Raw genomic sequence first — 23445 nt, 5'->3', positions numbered from 1 at the left:
TTAAATTGCACTTTGCAGATCTAATACCATGACATTCACAGAATTTGCAGGTAATGTGACAACTAAACAATTGTCGTCCAGCTTGATTTTAGTTTCAGCAGGGACAACCTTTTCATCGTTCTTTTTATTTACATTCGGAGTATTAACAAGGGATGCATCACCAGTCAATGTAATTAGTTTTCCTGCTTCTTCTACGTTAAGATCCTTCAACAAAATTTTTGTTGTTTTTTCAACGGAATCAGCATTTACAAGCTTCACATAAACATGGTTGTCATCTTTTGTTACTGAGTTGAAAACCTCGTTATTATAAGCTTCTAAATTGTAATCCAACACCTTGCTTTGGTATGCACCGTCAGTGTAAGAGCAGATGAGACGATCTCCCGTACCTCCGCCATAATTCACTGAAATTGTGTATGGAGTATGATCTGCCAACTCTTCATAACAGCTTGCTCGTAAGTTACCGGCTGCCGTACTGGATGAATAGTCACCTAACATATACCCTTGCACACCCTGCTTATATACTTTTACACCGGTCGCATTTCCGTTATATCCGATAGCGTATTCAATTACATCTTTTTTCTCCGGTGAAATATCCATCAAACCAACACCGACATAAAAACCGTCTTCACCAGATCCTTTTGAAGCTTTTACTTCAACCTTATAATTGGTCCAGCTATCATTCATGATATATAAACCATTTAATCCTCTGTTTTGGGCTTGTAAAATCAAGCCTTTTTCCGGATCCATCATATACCCTGCTGAACCTGGGATAACCTCCCATGCAGAGTCCAATTCTTTCGTGAAATCTTGTTCAAACAGAACATTATTGCTTGTATTATCGATAACTTTCACACGTTTTACATGAACCTCAGCATTACCTGCAGCGATTTCAATTCCTCCGCGGGGAGCGAGTTCTGTTAACTGTCCTTTTCGATAAGTGGAGAAAGAAGTTTCCAATAATTTATTACCAAGATACTTTCCAAATAATGCTTGAGCATAATAATTCGGTGTGTACCAAACTGTTTCATCATCAAACCAAATTAAATCTGGTGTCCAGCGATAAGAACCATCAGTCAATACTTTGTTAAACAGCGGTGCATAGGCAGCTAATCTAACTACATCAGAATTTTTTTCAAAGCTAGTCATAATCGCAGCTTCGGCAATTGCTCCAGCCAATGTATTCTTATCTGTTGAAGCAAACTCTCCAACGAAAACTTTAGAAGTTTCGGACTCATTCAAGCTTCCGTCTTGCTCATATGCTCTGTAATAATAGTTGTAACGATCCACATTGTTCAGCAAATATTCGTTCGAGCGATAGTAATGCTCATCAGCAATCGTATCCATGTAATTTGGCTGCTTCTCGTACCATGTAACCGTCTCTTCTATAGCTGTCTTACCGTCTGTAAAACTTATCGTTTCTGCTCCAGTCATATTGCCGCTTAAGAACTTCCACCCTTGCTGGTAAGCATCATCGTCTGCTTGAGCACCAACTGTCGATATGATATGCAATTCATAGCCTGGATATTGCTGCTCCATGTATTCATCAATTTTCGTTTTAAAATATTCAAAGTTCGCAAAAAACTCTGTGCCCCAGTTTTCATTACCGACACCTAAGTAATGCAGGTCGAACGGTGTCTCATGACCCATCTTTTTACGTAAAGCAGCCCACTCGTTATGTTCAAAATCAGTGCTAATCGCAAAATCAATTAAATCTGTGAAGCTCTTGACATAATAATCTCTCAGTTCACCACCTGCAGGGTGGACATAATTTGAACGTGCCTGACAAAGTACACCACAGGCCATAACAGGAAGAGGTGTTGCATTTAGATCTTCTGCTAATTGGAAATATTCCATGTAGCCTAACCCCATCGTCATCATATATCCCCATACATTAAAGTTTTCTTTACGCAGTTCAATATCGCCTACAGAGTCCTTCCATTCATACACATTGTCCCATATGAAGGAACCTTCCGAGATACAACCGCCAGGGAAGCGCAGGAACGTTGGGTGCAAATCAACCAGTGCATTCACCAAATCTTTTCGCAAACGATAGTTTGGATTTCCTTTATAATTCGAATGTGCAGATTGTGATCTCTCTTCTTCACCAGCTCCCCAAACGTCTTGAGGCATCAATGAAACCATGTCGATTGATATGTCACCGTTAAAGGTTAACGCAAGCTGACCAAGCTCTGTTTTAGTACCATTTAAGGCAATCTTCGTATCAACTCCATACTTTCTCCAATTATTTCCGCCTTCAACCTGTATCTCTACTGAATCACTAATTGCTGTACCTTCCTGATTTTGCAGTTGTAAAGTGATTGCTCCGGCTGTTTCCGCTTTTGCCCACACCGTAAAATCATACTGAGCATCTTGTTTAATTGACATCGCACAATAATGATTGGAATCGGTAAAGCCTTTATTGATAATAGTGCTGCCGTCCGTTACGGTTATATAATGAGAATTGGTATCTTGATCTGAAACGCCAAAAAACTCATTTAATCCTCCGGCACTATTTACAGTTACTTTATCAAGATCTCCAAACCAAGCATGAAGCGGTTCACGGTTTCTACCTGTAGAGCAGCCGCACTCTCCGGAAGCATGTGAATAGGTATCGAATACGAACGATTCAAAAGAACGGTTTTGAACAAGCTCAGCATAAATGCCGCCGTCCGCTGCATTGTTGATATCTTCATAAAATAGACCGTATAATGTCTTGCTGATATCTAAAACTTCGTTACTTCCATCAATTGTTAAATGATAGGAAGGCACCCCCTTAGGAAGGACAGACACCGAATACTCTTTGTCAATCGTGTAATTACCCCTATTTAACAAGGCGGTAAAAGTTACTCCATTAGGTGTATGGATGTCTCCAACAACTCCATCATTTGAAATCACTTCTTGATTACTGGACTTCCAGGTAACTGTCACATTTCCGCCCATGAGTGAAGATGGCAATGCAAGATCCTTTGAGACAATGTTTGTTGGAAACGATAAGTATTTATCTTTGGCAAGTTGAACGATTTCTTCATCTGTAAGGGATTCACACATTACCTCAATTACTTCATCCTGTGATAAGCCAGCTTTGTAAATACGGAAATCAGTTAAGGTACCATTAAAATCCGGATCTGCTTCAAATTGTGATTTACCGATATAATTATTGCTATAATTGGACGGATCCTTGAATGTTTCAAACCAACTGCGTAGTTTTGCATACGTACCACTTGAAGTCTGGCTAATTGATCCATCTCCAGCTACTTCTCCATTCACATATACCACTGGCCCGGCACTGCTTAATGTACCACCTTCTGTACCAATTACCGACATAGCAACATGGATCCATTCACCTGCTGAGTATGTTTTACCTGGATCAGCAATAAGTTCTCCTCCAGAAGAACAAACGCCACGGATATTTCGCGTTAAGAAAAGATGCGACCCGTTTGTATTATTGCCGAAATCAAAAATTCTTTCCCACATATTCATGCCTTTTCTCAAGTAAACCCATGTACTAATGGTAATCCCTGTGTGATCACTTATATCACTAAGTAATTCGGATGGAAGTTTCAAATAAGAAGTGCCATTGTTTCCTCCTGTAAATGTAACAGCTTTTCTTCCTCCAACTGTTTCTAGAATTGGTTTCGTTGTTCCTTCTAACGTTGCCTCATTGTTATTCACAGAGATGTCTTTACCAACTTTGTCATAATCATCAAACTGATAGTGCGCAATAAGAAGATCTTTATTAGAATTATTTTCGATGTTTTGCTTCATGGAGAATCCTCCCTTATCAAAATATAAATCATTTAGAAAATTCATCTTTCCTTAAAACTTAATAGAATAGATTTTAACCATACTTGATAATATAAATATAAATATATTAATATTTTTATTAAACATAATTTATATTAACTGTAATTTCTTTATTTTTCAAGTTTCCATATGAAAAAAAGGAAAAAATCTGCCGTCTTTTAATGTAGTATCAACATATGATTTGTATTTTTATTAATCATACAGCATACTATTATCATTAAAATATTTACTTTTACTATTTTTGTAACGAAAGTGAATAAATTAAATTTGTTTCTTGCCTACATAAAACCTATCGCTTATAGCGTATAAACAAAAAATACTCTATAAAACTACCTCAACAGTTGTTTTATAGAGTATTTATAAATTTAAAAGGTACTACTTATTAATTAGTATATAGATTACACTTCTAAGTCAAAATTAATCCCAATACTAGATGCCTGCTTTCCTCCTCTAATTCCCCAATTATCAGCGGAATAATAAGTACAAAATTATTACTCCGACAACAATAAAGCCTCCTATTGTGGGGCTCCCATAAAGGGTTCTGTTCCAACCATCATCAGTTTCAATTTTACTTTTTTCACGTTCGTCCTTCTTATCCTCCAATGAAATCACCTCAATAAATTTGTTCAAACTTGCAACAAGCTACTCAACCTTCAAATCAATTCCATATTCATCTTTTAACGACTGTTTTACTTCTTTTGATAAATCGTATTGCAATGTTTTGGTTCCTTCATTGTATTTATACTGTTTAAAAATGTTTTTCTCATTGATAATCCATTTTGATTCTTCTTTATGGTATTTAATATATAAATATCTTTTATATGTTTTTTCCGCTTCAACTGCTACATCCTCAACTGAATATAAGATAACCGTTTTATGATCGGAATATAGTGGCGTAAGTTTTTCAATCACTATAGGTCCTTTTTGGGGAGCTGTCATATTCAACGATTCTTCTTCAGTCAAAGTGATAGAGCTTTTCTTTCCTAAAGTTTCAAGATATGTATCATAATCACCTTTATTAAATGCTGAGATATGGTTTCTGTATGAGGTTACAACCTCTTCAAGGGCTTTATCACTAATTTCTTGACTAGTTTGAATTGGAAATTCAGCATTTAGATATGGTGCAAGCACTAGAAAACTTATGAGACATAAACATACACCAGCAAGTGTCATTCTTATCTTTCTTTGCCTATTTTCTTTATGAAGCTGATATGATTGACGAGAAATTTGGCGTTGAATCTCGGTTTTAAGCAATTCTTTTCTATAGTTGCTCCATTCAATTTCTTCATTTATCTTACAAAATTTATCATCTAGTGAAAGACGTGATTTCTTCATAGTCGTCCTCCTTTAACAATAACTTTTCAAGACTTTTGTTTGCTCTGTGTAATGTTGTCTTGACCTTTGATTCAGTCCAATTTAAAACTTGAGCTGTTTCCTTTATTGTGAATCCATGAACCTTTCTTAAAAGGATCACTTCTCTATGTGACGCCTTTAATCTTTTTAGGGCATCTAGCAATCGTTTACTTTCTTCTTTCACTTCAACAATCTCTTCTGCAGATGGATATACATGATTCTCATTAGAAAGTCCATTTAGCAATCTTTTAATCTTTGATTCTTTTCTGAAGAAATCCATTGTTGTATTGTGAGCAATCCTATACAGGAAGTTTTTGACCTTATCTTTATCATTTATATGTATCTGGTATTGATATGCCTTTAAAAATGTATCTTGTAGGATATCTTCTGCCGTTTGCGGTTCTTGTACCATAGAAAATATGTATTTAAAAAGGGAAATACTATATTCTTCATACCACCACATGAATTCATCTTCGTCTGTACATTTCATTAAAAAACCTCCAGGAATAACCTTTAAGTGAGACGTTTCTAATAACGTTACACTATTAACTCTTAATTTATTAATTATGACTATTACTTCCAAAATTTTGCACCTTTTTAAAATACCATATAATAACAATTATATAAACACCAACAGAACATTCATCCATAACTGAATGTTAAATTATGAACTGAAGTTAAACTGTTATAATTATAAAAAAAATCAACTTTATTATTTCACCAAAAAACAAATGGTAAATCTGTAACCTTTTTTAAAGTCAAACGATTAATAAATGACCACACAAAAAGGAGGGTACAAGTTGAGACAATCCGGCAACCTCGAAAACATCATTAGTGAGTTATATGGACTTTATTATCAAGATGTTTACAGATTTTTAATATGTTTTACTGGAAATCAAAACGATGCCGAAGATCTTACTCAGGAAGTTTTTATGCGTGTTCTAAAGTCTTATCATAATTACCATCATCAAGGCTCTATCAAAACGTGGATTATTTCAATCGCAAAATATGCTGCTATAGATCAACTAAGAAAAAAGAAGTTTTCTTCCATATTTAAAGACACATTTTTTAAAGGTATACCTTCTAACCAGAAATCTCCCTATGAAACAATTGAACTACAAGAAGATATAAAATTATTATACGAGGCCATTTTAAAGTTAAAGCCTAATTATCGCTCAGTAATCATTCTTAGGGCTATCAACGAGTATACAGTTAAAGAAACTGCCGAAATTTTAGGATGTAAAGAATCAAAAGTAAAAGTAGATTTCCACAGAGCCATAAATATGTTAAGAAAGAAATTACATATCGCTCCAGAGGAGGTTTTTAACAATGCGAACTGAGGAAGATTTATTTCACGAACTGAAAAACTCATCAGACTTAACCCCTAATAATGAATTTATAAACAAAACACGAAATAACTTGATGAAACAAGCAAGAAAAATGGATTCCAGACGTAAGTTTATGAAAAAGTCTTATTATATAAGTAGTACTCTTGCTTCCGTATTAATGATTTATTGGATCTTTTTTTTGGGAGGAACTCAATTCATCTCAACCAGTTTCAATCATCTTTCTTCTGCAATCAATATAAATAGTATTAAAGGTCCTTCTATTGAAAATAAACCAATAACTGATCTTGGCAGCAAAAGCACTAAACCTGAAGTATTTATCTATCATACTCATAATACTGAATCATTTCGTTCATTTACTGGAGAAACCATTCCATATGCTTCAAATGATCATAATGAAAATATAACAGCCGTTGGAAAGAAACTTTCTCAGTTTTTAAATGAAAAAAATGTTCCTGCATTACACAATGACGCAGATATTAATAGCATTCTAAAAGAAAAAGGCTGGAGTTTTTCAAAATCATATGAAGTGTCAGGTGAAATTGTTCAAAGTGCACTAAATAAATATGAAAACATAAAGTTGGTTATTGATATACACAGAGATTCTCAAATAAGAAGTGATACAACCTATACAATTAACGGTCAGGATGTTGGTAGAATTTCACTTGTTGTTTCAAAGAATAGTAAGAAGTTTAAAGAAAATAAGAGAATTGCTGACTTAGTTGGGATGAAAATTGAAGAAAAATATCCTGGTTTACTTAGAGGCGTTTTTATCAAAGAACCATATAATGATGGAACTTTTGAGAACCAGAACTACAATCAAGATTTGTTTGGTCAGTCATTATTGATTGAGGTTGGCGGTGTAGAAAATACGTTAGAAGAAGAATATCGATCAATCGAAATATTATCTGAGGTTATTAAAGATGTCCTAAATGAACTATAACAAGTTGACTCCCTTCCAAAAGGTCGGGAGTCTTCATACCACTTTTAAAAATAAGCCCGACGAAAGAATCGTTACATCAGGATTAAAGATGATTAAAGCTGTTTAATTTTTTCATCGTATTTTGCTTGTATCAATTTTGTCACTTCACCAGGTTTTCCACTTCCAATTAGCCCCTTATCCTTAATTTCAATAATCGGTGTAATTTCTGATACGGTTGCTGATGTAAACACCTCATCACTGGACAATAAAAAATCTACTGTTATGGACGTTTCTTCAACATCTACTCCCAATTCCTTTGCAATATCAAGAATCGTTAATCTAGTAATACCATTTAATATAAAATTATCTGCCGGAGAAGTATACAGTTTATTATTTTTATAGACAAATACATTTGAAACACTGCCTTCTGTCACGATATCTCCTCTATGTAGTATTGCTTCAAATGCACCTTCTTTGTGGGCTTTTGTTTTAGCTAATACACTACCAAGTAAATTTAAGCTTTTAATATCACACTTTGTCCATCTTTCATCTTCATGTAAGATAGCTGTTGCACCACTTTGCATGAGGCTGATCGGTCTCGTTGCTGCTTCCACATATGCTATAAGTTGAGGCTTTAATTCCTCTTTATTATAAATATGACTTCTTGGTGCATTCCCTCTCGTTAATTGTGTATACACATAGCCATTTTCTATAGAGTTCTGCTCCAAAAGTTCATTAAACAGCATCTCAAGCTGCTCCAAATCAAATTCTGTATCGATATCAATTTTTTCTGCACTTTCAATATACCGGATTAAATGCTCTTTCAATTTAAAATATTTCCCATCATAAAACCGAATAACTTCATATACTCCATCACCAAATTGATAACCACGGTCATAGATCGATAGCTGAACTTCTTTTTCATCAATAAACGTATCATTCACTAAAAATTTCTTCATCTCTATCCATTTCTCCTTTGTAAGTTAAAAGCACATCTCTGCATTCGAAATGTGCCATTCTTTCTTTTTTAAAATTCTTCATATGTAGCAGGGTCTTGATTTTTTAATCTACCATCTGGTCGAGACAATGATGAGATCATAGCCATTTCTTCTTCTTCAAGATTAAAATCAAATATAGATATGTTTTCAAGTTGTCTTTCAGGTGATGCAGATTTAGGAATGGAAATGGCACCTAGTTGATAATGCCAACGTAATATTATTTGTGAAACAGACTTTCTATGACTCTCTGCAATTTGTTGTAATGAGCTCTTTTCTAAAATATCATTTGCACGAGCTAATGGACTCCAAGACTGTGTAGCGACATGATTCTTCTTGTGCCATTTTACTAGTTCGGATTGATTAAAAAATGGGTGTAATTCGATTTGATTTAAACTTGGTTTTACACCTGTTTCCTGTTCAAGACGTTCGATATGCTCAGGCAGAAAATTACAAACACCAATTGAACGGATAAGACCTTGTTTTTTGGCATCAATTAGAGCCTGCCATGCCTCTACATAGTGATTTTGCTTAGGATTTGGCCAATGAATCAGGTAGATATCATAATAATCTAAATTTGCACGATATAACGACTCATGAACTGCGATCATAGCTTTCTCATACTCTTGATATCTTCCCGGCAGCTTAGATGTAATGATTAATTCATCTCTCGAAATTGAGCTTCGTCTAACCGCTTCCCCCACTGTACCTTCGTTTTCATAATTATAAGCAGAATCAAGTAGCCGATACCCTAATTGATCAACCCCATATTGGATAGATTGAACACCTTGATTACCTTTTAAATTATATGTACCTAAACCAACAACAGGTATCCTTAGCCCATCATGTAATGTACTTTCAGGAATTGAATTGCCCATTTACACCCTCTCCCTTCGTAGATTAGATTACCATAATTTAGAATGCATTTCATGAATAAAGCGTTCTGAATACTTCAAAAAACCTATTTATTTTTTAATTATTCCACAACATTTCGGCAAGTTCATAAAGTGAATGATGCTGAATTATACGATATTGCCGTCCTTCCTTATGTAAATATCCTTTTTGGCAAAATTGTGCCAACACATGCATAAGGTGCCGATAGGATACACCTAAGAACTCACAAACAGTGACATGTTTCTCCTTATAAATACCATCGTCAGAAGTTTGCAAGATAAATTCTGCCAATCGATTTTCGAGTGGAAAGGATAAACTTTGTGAATACTTAGCCGCCATTTTTGTTGCTTTCATACTTAAAAATTTTGTTAATTCCCTTAAAAACACCACATCTTCTAATAATTTTTCCCGACAGCTATGAAAAGGAATGGCAAAACATATTGTCTTTGTAGAAGCCTGAATCCCTTTTGTATAATAGACTTCATGTAATAATTCCATTTCTCCTATGTAATCATTTTCATTGATAAAATTAATTAAAGAAACTTTTCCATTCTGATGTGTGACATATATTTTGGCTTTACCTTCAATAACATAAAATAAATAAAATGGCCTTTTTCCTTCCTGAATCATCCATTCATCCCGTTCATATTCATGGACTTCAATAAATTCTTCTATTGGGAAAGAAAATAAATGGGCAATAGAATGTTCCATCATATATCTTTGTTTTTTCTCATTTTTATAAATTTCCATTTTTCACCCCAAAATATGAGATATCTCCTATTATGTTATGCATTGTTATTATATCATCCTTACAAAGGAGAGAGATAAAATGAATACACAACACTGGATGAGCAGACAATATTTTAGTTTTTTTGTAACATGGGGGATCTTTCTTCCATATTGGACAGGATGGATGATTAATGCAAAGGGAATGACGATTTCACAGGCAGGTTTAATCATGAGTTTAGGACTTGCTGTGAGAGGTATTTCTACATTATTTATTTTCCCGTTCCTCTCAGAAAAGCTAAGTAATAAAGCAATTTTAAATACTACGGCAATCGGCACACTTGTTGCTCTTCTTTGCTGTATTCCTGCAAATTCGTTTACAAGCTTACTTATTGCAACCTTGCTATTGCATATTTTTTACCCAACTTTGATGCCTGCTTTAGATAGTACAGCTGGCGTACTTTTGCAACGTAAGCAATTAAAAAACTATGGGAAGAGTAGATTATGGGGCTCCATTGGCTTTGTCGCGGCAGGTATGACCTTAACATTCTTTACCGGCTCTTTTGGTGATGAAGTTATATTATGGGCATTGTTAGTAGGAATAGTAATATTTCTGATTCTTGGTTTTCTGGAAGCTCCCAAAGTTTTATTAGAAAAGCCTCAGAAGGATTCTGCAATAAAAAGTAGTATGATAGATCTGTTTCGCAGCAAGCACTTTGGAGTAGTACTCATCATTGTCATTTTACTGCAAGCTGCCCATGCTTCCTATTACAACTATGGTTATATTTATTTACAAGAAATTCATGCACCAAAATATCTCATCGGCTTTATCATTAACATTGCCGTACTAGCAGAAATCATATTCTTTTCAATCGCAGATAAGCTTTTTCAAAAACATTCAGTAGGCTCCTTACTGACATTAGCGGCATTGGGATCAACAATTCGTTGGATCATTGTGTTCACTTTTCCAAATGTAATTTTGTTTAGTTTTTCACAATTATTCCATGCATGTTCATTCGCGATGGCTCATTATGCTTTTATGAAATACTTAATAAAAAATATCCCAAATAGACAGATTCCAAAAGCACAAGGGTTATACTCAGCATTAGCACTTAGTTGGAGCACGGCCGTATTTACGATTTTCGGTAGCTATTTATACGAAATTGAGCCAAGGTTTGCTTTTATTGGTATGGTTTTAAGCACCATTCCAGCACTTGCTCTCACATTTTTTTATAGAAGGGTTGAACTCAAAAAACAAGAAGAAGTTGCTATATAGCTTTTTTAGAAACGTAACTATAATTATTAAAACTTTTTAAAAAGCATTTGATTAAAATATATAGCTAATAACTAAACTATAAATAATAATTAACCATAACAGCCCTTACTTTGAATAAATAAGGGCTGTTTTCAATTATATTAAGTGATAATATCTCTATCATACTAAGTTAGCTTACCTTGCAAAACATCTCCTCTTAAACTAATTACTTCCTATCTGTCACTACTGAATATCTATGTCAGGGTTGCTTCTCACTGTTGGAAAATAGTTGGGCAAAATAGCTTATAGTTCAAGAAAACCTACTTCATAACCCATATCAGTCAGGTAAACGATCAGTTCTCCTTTATTCAAGATAAGCGCTTAGATTGTTTAAGAACAAAGACTTTTGAGATGCCTTATTTTACGAATGCTTTTTTTACTTTCACATCTTATAAATGATACAGAAATGGTTAATAATTGCAATTTTTATCGATTTTGAGTTCATTTCTTCCTTTTTTTTGGTTTTATCGAATGGTTTTAAAAGGTCTGACTTTGTAAAAACATTCATATTTCTTTTTTACGTATGCTTTTTTTACTTTTTCATTTAATAATGATACAGAAATGGTTAACACTTACAATTTTTATCGATTTTGAGTTCATTTCTTCCTTTTTTTGGTTTTATCGTATGGTTTTTTAAGGTCTGGCTTTGTAAAAACATTCATATTTCTTTTTTATGTATACTTATTTTACTTTTCATCTTATAAATGATACAGAAATGGTTAATGTTTACATATTTTGCTAATCCTAGATCCGTTTTTCCTTTTTTTGGATTTTGTGTATGGTTATTAAGGCTGGCTTTGTAAAAGCATACATATTTCTTTTTGCGTATGCTTTATTCACTTTTTTTTATTAAAAAGCATACGCAAAGAAATCTATAACTATAACAAAACTGTTTTTGATATCAACCAAATTCTATTATTGTTAAAAAATTTAATAGAACGGCCCTTTTCTGTAAACGCTTAAAAATCTAAAGATGTTATTCTCGTTTGGAATGTTTTCAGATCTTTAAATAATACTCCACATAATATTGAGATTTCGGATATATTTTTTAAAATTTATACTAAACCTAAGGCAAGTAATTTCATGGCAAAGTCTTTAATTGTGTTTTAGTATAGTTATTGCTATATATTTTATTTGCTGTTATTATCTTTTCCTTTAACTTTTGCTTCCTTCTCATTACCCCTTTTAAAATTACCTGTTATCTTCGCCATCACTAATTGTACATCTTTTTCATTTTCAGCTTGGTTAACTTTCCTTAAAAACTTCTCAGCTTCTTTCCCTTTTAAGATTTTCACTTGTCTACCATAATACTCTAAAAATATGGTCTTATCTTTATTGACGCGATAACTAAAAGGAGTTTCGTCTAAATGGTTCCTTTTATCAATTTTCCCCATTCTACACACCTATCCTATATTTTTTTACACAACTTACTCTAATGTTTCTTTGGTGTACACAATTTTACAGTTGAAATTATTCTTGATCTATCTAAAAAAAGATGATATCTATTAAGACATCATCACTCTAAAAAGTCATTCTAAATAGCATCTATATTAATATTTACCCTTGATTCATAGCACTTTCATCAATATAAACGACTTCCCAAATGTGACCGTCCAAGTCTTGAAAACCCCATCCATACATAAATCCATGATCTTGAGGGTCATTTAAGATTTTACCACCGGAAGCTATTGCCTTATTTACCAACTCATCAACTTGGTCTCTACTATCAGCCGATAAACATAAAATTGCTTCAGCAGAAGTGCTGGTGTCCACGATTTCCTTCTTACTAAACTCTTTAAAACGATTCTCAGTCATGATCAAGGCAAAGATATTGTCATTGATAATCATACTTGCTGTGTCGTCGGTGGTGAATTGGGCGTTGAATTCAAAACCTAGCGAACAGAAGAAGTTGGTTGCCTTTTTTACATCTTTCACTGGTAGATTGATAAAGATATTCTTTGACTGAAATGCCATTTTTATCACCTCAAGGTAAGATTATGATGAGCAAAGTGCACGATCAATAAAAGTTAGATAGATTCAAAATAATAAACGAAAAAGAATTAAAGTTTCTAAATGATAATTGGACCCCTATCCCTAACTTTTCTATTTACAGTATTCGACTCTCATACTTAGATTCCTTTAATAATTATTCTCTATTACGAAATTTTTATTTTTTTAATTTTCAGATTGATTATTAATGGATTAAGGATGCTCTCATGTTATTAATATCGTTTTCAAGATAGCATTTTAAACAAGAAAGCATATATACCCAGCCTTCTTTTTGTCCCATCATTTTGTTAACTACTTCAGGGTCTTCTTCTTTAAATCCGGATTCGGCAACTTCAACAATTGTACTTCCATTATCAGATTTTTTTAGTGTGATTGTTACAACTGTTTCTTCATTGTGTTCCTCACCCCAAGAAAAAACAATTTTCTTATTTTCCTTGAGCTCTAATATATTTATTGCTCCTTCAGCGTTATATTCATCATATTTTAATATAACCCTCTTCCCTTGCTCCCATCTTTCAGAACTAGAAGAAAACCAAAATTTTCCGATTTTTTCCGGATCTACTATTGCTTCAAATACCACATTAGTTGGTTTATGTATTTTCATTTTTGCTGTTACTTCTTTATTCATTAAAACACACCTTTTCTTGTTTTCATTTTTTATATTCTTTACTTTCCTTGGATCCAGTTATAAATTATTCTTCAATTACTTTCAATCCCTTTTTTTAAAACTTCCTGTTTAGTTATTGGAAAAAAACACTGGCGCTGAATCTACATTTCTTATCCAAATATGATCAGTGCCATTGAGCCCTTCTTTTACCCAAACATTCCCTTTTGATTCTTCATCTCTTTTACGAATCCATGTTAGATAAGATCCTATCACCTGCGGATCTTCATCAATCTCTCTATTAGTTGGGAAAGTTATTTGATTCTGATCTTTATTTTTTATATCGATCATATAAAGGGATGTAAACATCGTTGGAACCGGTCCTTCTTCCCAGTCTTTGTTTTCTTTAGCACGAGCCACAATGATCTTACTTGAAGAGAACCACTCCAAATCTAGGTCAACATAGCCCTTAGGTGTGTATTCTTTTTGTTGGTTAGATACAGGCATATCTTTGATCGTGGTGTTCTTGTTCTCTACAAAAAATCTACCTTCACCCGAAATGTAAGCTAACTGATTGGCAGATGGAGACCATTTCACCCAATCTTCATAGCTTAGCATTTTCCCCACTGTTTGAAATTGGGTTCCTTGTTTTGATAACACACCTAATGTATTACTATCCATTGCCCAGGATGCTGTAGGAACAGCTATAAAACTAACCCATTTCCCATCATAGCTCCATTTAAAATAGTCAACATAAATAGCAAATAAGTCAGGTATTTTTGTATCAATTGTATAAAAAGGCATCATTTTTTTATTATCGAGATTTGCATCTTTTGGAATTCTAAAAATTTGTACAGGTCCCCAACCTGTCGGTAATAAATTGGCTTGTGAGGAAACGATAAATTCTTTCCCATTTGGAAACCATTCAAAAGCACTAACACCTAAAGAGACATTTTCAAATCCATGTGGACGACCATCTTTAAACTTTGTAACATTTAAAACACCACCTGAAGTATAGGCTAATTGATTACTGATTGGTGACCATTTAAAATCTGTTGTTTCAATCGTTACATAAGGCTTGTAGTTTTCTTTCTCTTTTCTATCATAAATGAATAAATTTGATTTTTCTTTCATATTACCGTCAACATAAGCGATAAACCGACCATCATGAGACCATTTTGGAGAGTGAAAAAAGCGTCCTTTCGTAAGTTGATATTCTTGATCCCCTGTTTTAATCCAAAGTTGATGATCACGAATAAATGCAGCTGTTAATGGTACTTCAGCACTTGCAATCGTTGAAAATAGTAAGCAGTTCAACATGAATAGTAATAAAACTCTAAATAGCATCACATATCCCTCCTATTTTTAGATTGTCCTAATCTAGGGAGGAGATTCGTTCCTACTATCTTAAAAATCACATTGCCTCATACAAAAAATCACTAAAATACTAGAGGTGCTCAATATTTAAATGATCATTTTTTGGCTATACTAGTTAAAAGTTGAATGTTGGAAGATAAAAGGTTGAAAAGTATGGAAAAAATCACAAAAAGTCAATTATTTTCTTTAATGTTATTATACGAAGTTGGGAGTACAACTTTGTTTGCATTAGGTATTGGAGCAAAGCAAGATGCTTGGATTGTGATATTAATTGCAACAATGATTAGCTTAGGATTAGTATGGATTTTTACAGAGCTTCAAAAGCAATATCCAGATAAAAACCTAGTAGAAATTTTACAAATTTTATTAGGAAAATGGCTATCTGTTCCCCTTATTCTCCTTTATGCTTTGTACTTTTTTTCAAGTGCAAGTTTTAATTTCTATGAATTTGGCGAAATTATTCGGACGACTTTTCTTGTGAATACACCACAACTAGTGATATTAGGTGTTTTTATGTTTACTTCTATCTATATGATTACTTTGGGATTTGAGGTAATAGCAAGAACAGGTGAGATCTTAATGCCAGTTCTTATCATCTTTTTGTTCACAACCTATTTTTTAGCGAGTATTTCTGGAGCACTTGATCTTCAAGAAATACTTCCTGTTTTAGAGAATGGGATAAAACCTGTATTAAAAGAAGTCTTACCGGTAGTTAATTTTCCATTTGGAGAAAGCGTTGTATTTCTATTATATTGGCATATGATCAATAAAAAGGAATCAATTCGTAAAATTGCATTACTTGTTATTTGTATAACAGGTGTCATTTTAATTCTGACAAATTTGATGATTATTACAATGTTGGGTCCCGAATTAGCTGCAAAAGCTGAGATTCCATTGTTACGCGTCCTATTTGATATTAATATTGCTGACATCGTTACAAATCTAGATATTATTGGGGTTATTGTCATCTTTATTGGAGGCTTTTACAAAACTGTCCTTAACTTTTACGCTTCAGTATTGGCAGTCTCAACGTTATTTAAGTGGACTAATAAGAAGTGGTTGACCATTATAATGGGGTTAGGTCTTATTGTTTATTCAGTCACTTACTTTGAAAATATTTCCTTTCACCGGTGGATCGGCTTCGAATTTAATACAAATTATTTGCACGGCATTTTCGGTTCATTGCCAATTCTCATTTTGATGCTGACTTGGCTAAAATCTAAAACAAATAATCAAAAATTGAAAAGGTGAATTCTTATGCTGACTTTACAATCATTATATGAAGCCGGTGTCGTACCAAGCGTCTTAATAATTGGAGGATCGCTTTACATGGCAATCCTCCTAATACTTAACGTGTATTATTTCTTTATTTACTTCTTAAGACGTCTTTTTAATAAATCTTCACCTTAATCTTTGGATTTCAATGGCTCTTTTAAAAGTTCGCGTGCTCCGATATCTGCTTGAACTTTAACATTAACAGTTGCGTTCTGAAACTGGTCTTCCAACCATTGGTCTTTTACATCCTTCCATATCTTTGGATCTTTTTTATTCAAGTGAGTTCCAAATCCAAAAATATCTGTCTGATAATCTTGTTGTGCTTTTTCAACAACATTCAACACTTCTTCCTCAATGAGTTTTTCAAGTCCCTTTTCTATGTGATTCAAATAATCATACTGTTCTTTTCTAGTTTTAAATGTTCCAGCACCTTGCTGTTCCACAAGAATGGCAGATGTTTTAATTTCAATAGCAAATGAGATCTTACCACCTTTTATATCAGGCTTAATCTTTGATTTCGTTTTTCTAATTTCAACAGAAACGAGTTTGTTTTCCTCCAATTTCGAAGGAAGGGTAAGAATACCACTGTTTACTTCACCTATTATCCAATTATATCCACGTGCTTCTTTTTCATTTAAATATCCAACTAATTTGTCACCTTTTACGACAGCACCTCCTGTTAGTTTCACTTGTTGTACTGTCTCAGTTTTACTTCCATTTGATGATGGATTTTCAGACATTTCTAAAACCCCAATAACTGGATTAGTACCTAATGATAATGACTTTTTATAGAAATCATTCAATTGTATGACTGTCACATCAAAATTTAACTTTTGATTTTCATGTAGGCTCTCTAAATAGTTTGCAGGTACTTGTTCAATCCCTTGCTGGTTTTGATTTAGAATAGTACTCGCTTGCATACCTTTTGCAATACAAATCCATACATATCCTCGTGATTCCTTTCCTCTTGTAATGGCATCAAGAATAGGGAGGATTCCTTCTTTTGCTAACTGTTCGCCAATAACGATGACCTTATTATGAGCGTAAAAATTATTACGATCAAACTCTTGATTAACATTTCTTATCGCTTTATAAACGGTATCACCAGTCGACGTGATTATTTTAACAGGAGATCCTGATCCTCCTTCCGGCTTTAATACGGAAGGGTTCACAACTTGAGATGTAAAGAGGATTTCTCCGGTATCAGGATTTCTATCAATTCCCATTGCACTAACAATTCCTAGCTCTTTCAATTCTCTTCGATCCCAACAGCCAGATAGTAAACACAAACTGAAAAAAACAACAATAACACGTTTCAACTTTCTTCACTTCCATTATCGGGAGGTTGTGGCTTTTGATGACTACCTTGGCGTTTTGTTTCATGCTCCCATGTTATTGATTGTGGTCTTTGATTCATTTTCCAAAGTGGGGCTCTTATCAAGGTATCTTTCCATTCCCTTAAGATAATTGGGGCATGTGGCGCTAAATATGGTGTACCAAATGAACGTAATGAACACATATGTGCCAGGATAATTAAAAACCCGATTAATACTCCGTATAAACCAAGAACCCCTGCAAGTAAAACAAAAAATAACCTCGATAATACAACAGCATCATTTATTGCGGGTACTATAAAACTGGAAATACCAGTTAAAGCCATGGCAATTACCATGGGTGCACTAACAAGTCCAGCTTGTACAGCTCCTTCCCCAATGATTAATGCACCAACTATCGAGATGGCCGAACCGACTGGTCTTGGTAAACGAACCCCTGCTTCTCTAAGAATTTCAAATGCTATACCAATTAATAATGTTTCAATTAGAACGGGAAATGGAACTGTTTCTTCTGCCGCAGCCATAGATGTTAACAAAACAGTTGGAATCATTGCATGATGATAGCTTGTAAGCGCAACATAAAATGCCGGTATTGTAACGGTCAAAAACAATGAAAGCAACCTTAATAACCGAATCGCAGATGCAAAATATGGCCGCGAATAATAATCTTCACTAATTTGAAAATTTTCAATAAACATGTAAGGAACAGATAAAACAAATGGGGTACCGTCACATAAAATAGCTACTTTCCCTTCTAATAACCTAGCAGCGATAATATCAGGTTTTTCACTATTACCTACGGTAGGAAAAATAGAAGTAGGATGGTCCTCAATCAATTGTTCAATATATCCAGACTCTAAAATAGAATCTATATCAATATCCTGCAATCTCGTTTTTACTTCTTGGACAACTTTTCTATTTGCTATTCCCTCAATATATGCAATTCGTATTTTCGTATGAGTTTGTTTACCAATTGTAAACTTTTCAAATATAAGTTTCGAATTAACAATTTTTCTACGAATTAACCCTGTATTCACTTCAATATCTTCAGTAAAACCTTCTCTAGGACCTCTTACCACTGACTCTGTATCAGGTTCAGTGACATTTCTCTTTGCATACCCTTGCGCTTCAATGATAAGGGCAGTATCTGAACCATCTATAAATAAAGCAGCCTTACCTGATAATATTTGATCAGCTACAGACTGTAATGTTGTATTTTCCGAAAGACTCCCAACATCTAAGACATTATTTTTTACCATTTCAAGAATGTTATCTTGCGGTAAAATCACCTGATTATTGATAAAGTTCCGTTCTTGTAAGGGTTTAACAACAAACTCATTTATATATTCACTATTTGCTATAGTAGAAAAGTAACAAATAAAGACCTTTACAGGTTTATCAATAAAAGCTACAAACTCTCTGAATACAACATCATCATTAACATCGAATAGCATTCTTAACCGATTGATATTGTTCTCAACATTTAACTCAAACTTTTCATCCTTACCTTTCGCACCCGGCTCGGTATCGGGTGCTGTAACCTTTAGTTGTTTTTTCTTTCGATGGAAACGAAATTTTTTAAACACGTAAATACATCAACCACCTTTGAAACTTCGTCTTATGTAGTATTATTTGTCATCGAAAGAAAATTTATCAAAAATTGCGCTTTAAACAATCAGATCATCCTTTAAACAGAGAAAAGCGTCTTTCTTTGTTCGAAAGAGACGCTTACTTGTTAAAATTATATATTTTTTTAGAAGTTTTATTTAAAGAGAGAGAATAATAATACTAACACCTAACATACTTGCGTTTAAAACCAATTTTCCCTCGATCTATTTCCTTTTGAATTGTTTCGGAAGCACGAAGTATGCTACTATTCTTCTTGTCACGTCCAATTTCAACTTGGCCTATTGCTTTAGCAGTTTCCACTGCCTTTTGATGTAACGGCAAATATGAAATTCCAACAGTATAGATAAAGCTATTCATGGCAGATTTTGTACGATCAGGAGAATCGCAAATCGTTTTTTCCACCTGATCAAGCATCTTAGCAAGCTTGTCTTCATTAAATTCGGAGTCAGGGCGATTACCCAAGAGCCAGCAATAACAGCTCCAACCTGCTGACATTTTAAGTTCTTCACCGCTCGCTATCCATTTATCACTAACAGCTTGTGCAATATCAGTTTCAGCCAAAGTCACTGCCACAACATAATCAGATATCATATAAAAATACGCCGAATCTATCCAACGCTCGAAATCTTCCTCAGTCATTTTCGCTGGCTCCGCAATGATACCTGCAAAATACATGGCATCATAGTTGCCAGTGGCGTAAAGTTGTTCTGCTAATGGTTGGTTCTTTCCGATTTTCTTTGCAAGTGGCTTCATTGCACCCGTAGCCACACCAAATACAGGCTCTTGTGCGCCATTTCTTATATACGTTTTTTTCGTTCTTTCCTTGCCTAGCGATTCCAGCTCTTGCATAACTGTTTCAATATCCATTGGTTGGCACTTCCTTTCTATTTTCATACAATCTTAAATGAAAACTATTAAATATTTTTTAATTGAAAGCATTAACTTGATGGTAACATTTATTTAAGATAGGTATATACCTTATTATAAATAAGTTACTCCAGTCTGAAATTCAACATACTTCTTCCTTGAATGACCTCTTTGTCTTTCCATAAAAATTCCACAGCAAATTGTGACCCTAAATAACTTTCATCAATTTCTATTTCTAATGGCGTATTAGTAGTATCCTTACTTTCTTTACTCAATTCTTTTCCATTAATAGGGTCTATCATCATTAAATTTACTTCAATTGGTTTTGGTTCCATCTTACCCCAATCAATCACGATCTTATTTCCTGGTTCAACACTTCCGGAATGAATATCAGGATAGTTATAAATATTATTGGTGGCACAATTATTCCAGCATACTTCTGAATAACTATTATCAAATTCCAGCGCTTCCAACATCTTATCATTGTTGATTTTTTTAATTGAAGGTTTCTCCATCTTATTAAAATTTGGTAGGGTTTTGTTAATTTCGTGATTTTGTGTGATAATTTTATCTTTAACTGGTTTTTGCGTTTTTTGGTTTTCATTTTCAGTGCTGCATGCTGCTTGAATGGAAAACACAATTAGAAGCAGCAGCATCAATAGAAATCGTTTTTTCATTTTTTTCCCCTTTGTTTATTAACAGACTGTTTCTCAAGTCAGTAACTAGAGTAAAAATCGTAACATCATTTTATATTATTCTGCTACCTTATATTGAACTCCTTTATCATGAGCATAAAAAAGAGGCACATTTCATATTCAAATATGCCACATTGAAATGAAACAAGATTTAATTTCTACATTTGCTCAGGTGCCTTAACTCCCAACAAACGTAATCCTTCTTTTAGTACGATCGTTACTGATTTTACTAGTTGTAATCTTGCCTGTTTTTGTTCGTCCTCATCTAAAATTCGGACAACACCATAATATTTATTAAAGGCTTGAGCAAGGTCAATTGTGTATTTGGCGATTTGAGAAGGATCAAACTGATGATATGCTTGTTTAATGACTTCTTCAAATTTCATTAACAAAGATAAAACAGTCCAGGCCTTTTCATCTTTAAATGCCTCTAAAGAAACGGGTTCATGTTCTATAACGTTAGCTTTTCTCAGGATAGAACATGCACGTGCATGCGTATATTGTACGTATGGTCCAGTTTCACCTTCAAAAGTAAGCATAGCTTCCAACGAGAATTCTACATCATTTAAACGATAATTTTTAAGGTCATGAAAAATAACCGCACCGACTCCGACCATTTTTGCTACTTCCTCTTTATGAGCAAGATTTGGATTACGGGTATCAATATTTTGAGCTGCAAGTTGGATGGCTTCTTGAAGTACTTCCTCTAAGAGCACAACCTTTCCTTTACGAGTTGACATCTTTTTTCCGTCTTTTAACATCATGCCAAATGGTATATGGTGCATTTCCTTAGACCACTCATACCCCATCTTGTTCAGAACGTGAAAAACTTGTTTAAAGTGTAGAGACTGTTCTCCACCTACAACATATAACGCTTTAGCGAAATCATACTCTCTTTTTCTATACAGAGCTGCAGCCAAATCTCTTGTTGCGTACAAAGTAGCACCATCTGATTTTTTGATCAAGCAAGGTGGATGGTCATATTCTTCTAATGAAACAACCATTGCTCCATCTGATTCTGTTAGTAATTTTTTCGTTTCTAGCTCATTTACAACAACATCCATCTTGTCATTGTAAAATGCCTCACCATTAAATGAATCAAACTCAATGCCCATAAGCTGATAGATTCGTTCAAATTCTTTTAATGATTCCTCTCTAAACCATTTCCAAAGCGATAGTGCTTCTTTATCCCCGTCTTCTAATCTTTTAAACCAGGAACGACCCGTATCTTCAAGTACTGGAGTCTGCTCAGCTTCTTCGTGAAACCGAATATATAGTGTAAGTAACTCCTTAATCGGTTCCCTCTTTACTTTTTCTTCAACTCCCCACATTTTATATGCTGTTATTAACTTTCCAAATTGCGTACCCCAGTCACCTAAATGATTAATTCTAATTGGAGTGTATCCACATTTCTCCACAATATTTGCTAAAGCATTTCCGATAACAGTTGAACGCAAATGGCCCATCGAAAAGGGCTTTGCAATATTAGGAGAAGATAAATCGATTGTAATTTTTTTCTTATTGCCAATCGAGAGTTTTCCGAAGTTGTCTTTTTCATTAAGGACTTCCGAAACAATTTCCAATCCAGCTATTTGTTTATCTAAAAAGAAATTCACGTAAGGTCCAACCACTTCTACTCGTTCAAGATACTCATTCTTTATGAGAACACTAAGTTCTTGTGCAATTTGAACTGGCGCTTTCTTTAACTCCTTTGCCAGTATAAAGCATGGGAATGCATAATCACCCATATCCTGTTTAGGAGGAATTTCTAATTTTTTCTCGACTTCTGCTTTAGACATAGTGCTAATACCCATTTCCATTAACACGTCATAGATTGTAGAAATTATGACTTGTTTATACTTCATTATATATTCTCCTTTTCCTGTTGAAATACAAAAAACCCCCATCTCTAAATATTTTAGAGACGAGGGTTTAACTCGCGGTACCACTCTATTTGCTTAAATAGCCAGCTTAAAATTGTAACGGTACATGACCGGACTTATCTACAAAATTGTTCAATAAGCCTTCTCCGAGGTGCGCTTCATAATCATTTTCGTACCAGGCTCCCACCGTCCCCGGCTCTCTAAGGCGAAATTTTGATTACTACTCTCCTCTTCTTAGAATTATCTTTATGAAAATGTTATTGCATATTATACATCAATTTTCAAAATAAAATCCATTTCTTTATTATAAAGTTTGTATTTAATGGAGTTATTTCTTTTCTCCATCTCTATCTATTTTTTTCAACGAACATTCTAGAGCAATTGACCATATACAACACTTATTACTTTAGCAACAA

The 23445-nt window shown here is 33.9% G+C and carries 19 protein-coding genes and 1 other annotated feature; of the genes, 4 read left to right on the top strand and 15 right to left on the bottom strand.

The window, feature by feature from the left end:
• From HWV59_RS12935 to HWV59_RS12925, 3 genes are all read right to left on the bottom strand, one after another.
• On the bottom strand, positions 1-3765 hold the full coding sequence (locus HWV59_RS12935; protein ID WP_175639051.1) for an alpha-L-arabinofuranosidase C-terminal domain-containing protein: 3765 nt from the start codon (positions 3763-3765) through the stop codon (positions 1-3).
• A gap of 681 nt (positions 3766-4446) precedes the next feature.
• Positions 4447-5139, bottom strand: a complete 693-nt coding sequence (locus HWV59_RS12930) for a hypothetical protein (protein WP_175639050.1) — start codon at positions 5137-5139, stop codon at positions 4447-4449.
• Entirely contained in the window at positions 5111-5647 is a 537-nt protein-coding gene (locus tag HWV59_RS12925) for an RNA polymerase sigma factor (protein ID WP_175639049.1), read from the bottom strand. Before HWV59_RS12925 ends, HWV59_RS12930 begins: the two co-directional genes overlap by 29 nt.
• A gap of 310 nt (positions 5648-5957) precedes the next feature.
• Here HWV59_RS12925 and HWV59_RS12920 point away from each other — a divergent pair, with 310 nt between their 5' ends.
• Together HWV59_RS12920 and spoIIP are read left to right on the top strand one after the other, a co-directional pair.
• Positions 5958-6497 (top strand): RNA polymerase sigma factor, encoded by a 540-nt coding sequence (locus HWV59_RS12920; RefSeq protein WP_235991724.1) that lies wholly within the window; start codon positions 5958-5960, stop codon positions 6495-6497.
• Positions 6487-7446, top strand: coding sequence for a stage II sporulation protein P (spoIIP, locus tag HWV59_RS12915; protein WP_175639047.1), 960 nt, complete (start codon positions 6487-6489; stop codon positions 7444-7446). The genes HWV59_RS12920 and spoIIP overlap by 11 nt, the downstream gene beginning before the upstream one ends.
• A gap of 92 nt (positions 7447-7538) precedes the next feature.
• Here spoIIP and dat read toward each other — a convergent pair whose 3' ends face one another.
• The 3 genes from dat to yeiL all read right to left on the bottom strand — a co-directional run bounded on the left by dat (position 7539) and on the right by yeiL (position 10064).
• A complete protein-coding gene (gene dat / locus HWV59_RS12910) occupies positions 7539-8384 on the bottom strand; it encodes a D-amino-acid transaminase (protein WP_102231481.1) in 846 nt (281 codons plus the stop codon).
• 68 nt (positions 8385-8452) lie between these two features.
• Positions 8453-9298: an aldo/keto reductase gene (locus HWV59_RS12905; protein ID WP_102231482.1), complete on the bottom strand. Its 846-nt coding sequence runs from the start codon at positions 9296-9298 to the stop codon at positions 8453-8455.
• Between the two features lie 94 nt (positions 9299-9392).
• Complete coding sequence (gene yeiL / locus HWV59_RS12900; RefSeq protein ID WP_102231483.1) at positions 9393-10064, bottom strand: transcriptional regulator YeiL; 672 nt, start codon at positions 10062-10064, stop codon at positions 9393-9395.
• A gap of 79 nt (positions 10065-10143) precedes the next feature.
• Here yeiL and HWV59_RS12895 point away from each other — a divergent pair, with 79 nt between their 5' ends.
• On the top strand, positions 10144-11316 hold the full coding sequence (locus HWV59_RS12895; RefSeq protein ID WP_175639046.1) for an MFS transporter: 1173 nt from the start codon (positions 10144-10146) through the stop codon (positions 11314-11316).
• Positions 11317-12485: 1169 nt separating this feature from the next.
• On the opposite strand, the gene HWV59_RS12890 is transcribed toward HWV59_RS12895, so the two are convergent.
• From HWV59_RS12890 to HWV59_RS12875, 4 genes are all read right to left on the bottom strand, one after another.
• Positions 12486-12749, bottom strand: coding sequence for a hypothetical protein (locus HWV59_RS12890; RefSeq protein WP_175639045.1), 264 nt, complete (start codon positions 12747-12749; stop codon positions 12486-12488).
• Between the two features lie 163 nt (positions 12750-12912).
• Entirely contained in the window at positions 12913-13329 is a 417-nt protein-coding gene (locus HWV59_RS12885) for a VOC family protein (RefSeq protein ID WP_175639044.1), read from the bottom strand.
• Between the two features lie 220 nt (positions 13330-13549).
• On the bottom strand, positions 13550-13993 hold the full coding sequence (locus HWV59_RS12880) for an SRPBCC family protein (RefSeq protein WP_175639043.1): 444 nt from the start codon (positions 13991-13993) through the stop codon (positions 13550-13552).
• Positions 13994-14101: 108 nt separating this feature from the next.
• Positions 14102-15316, bottom strand: a complete 1215-nt coding sequence (locus HWV59_RS12875) for a translocation protein TolB (RefSeq protein ID WP_175639042.1) — start codon at positions 15314-15316, stop codon at positions 14102-14104.
• Positions 15317-15499: 183 nt separating this feature from the next.
• Between HWV59_RS12875 and HWV59_RS12870 the strand changes: the two genes are divergently transcribed.
• Complete coding sequence (locus HWV59_RS12870) at positions 15500-16597, top strand: GerAB/ArcD/ProY family transporter (RefSeq protein ID WP_235991829.1); 1098 nt, start codon at positions 15500-15502, stop codon at positions 16595-16597.
• 155 nt (positions 16598-16752) lie between these two features.
• Here the strand turns inward: HWV59_RS12870 and HWV59_RS12865 are convergent, their stop codons facing one another.
• The 5 genes from HWV59_RS12865 to argS form a co-directional block, all read right to left on the bottom strand.
• Complete coding sequence (locus HWV59_RS12865) at positions 16753-17940, bottom strand: Ger(x)C family spore germination protein (RefSeq protein WP_175639040.1); 1188 nt, start codon at positions 17938-17940, stop codon at positions 16753-16755.
• Positions 17937-19541 (bottom strand): spore germination protein, encoded by a 1605-nt coding sequence (locus HWV59_RS12860; RefSeq protein WP_217708459.1) that lies wholly within the window; start codon positions 19539-19541, stop codon positions 17937-17939. Before HWV59_RS12860 ends, HWV59_RS12865 begins: the two co-directional genes overlap by 4 nt.
• A 202-nt stretch (positions 19542-19743) precedes the next feature.
• Complete coding sequence (locus HWV59_RS12855; RefSeq protein WP_175640052.1) at positions 19744-20451, bottom strand: DNA alkylation repair protein; 708 nt, start codon at positions 20449-20451, stop codon at positions 19744-19746.
• A gap of 125 nt (positions 20452-20576) precedes the next feature.
• Positions 20577-21128, bottom strand: coding sequence for a hypothetical protein (locus HWV59_RS12850; protein ID WP_175639039.1), 552 nt, complete (start codon positions 21126-21128; stop codon positions 20577-20579).
• Between the two features lie 176 nt (positions 21129-21304).
• Positions 21305-23011 (bottom strand): arginine--tRNA ligase, encoded by a 1707-nt coding sequence (gene argS / locus HWV59_RS12845; protein WP_102231493.1) that lies wholly within the window; start codon positions 23009-23011, stop codon positions 21305-21307.
• Positions 23012-23063: 52 nt separating this feature from the next.
• Positions 23064-23274 (bottom strand) — a binding site (T-box leader).
• Positions 23275-23445 lie beyond the last annotated feature (171 nt).

Source organism: Metabacillus schmidteae (assembly GCF_903166545.1).
Lineage (GTDB): Bacteria > Bacillota > Bacilli > Bacillales > Bacillaceae > Metabacillus > Metabacillus schmidteae.
This window is presented reverse-complemented; position numbering and strand designations above follow the sequence as displayed.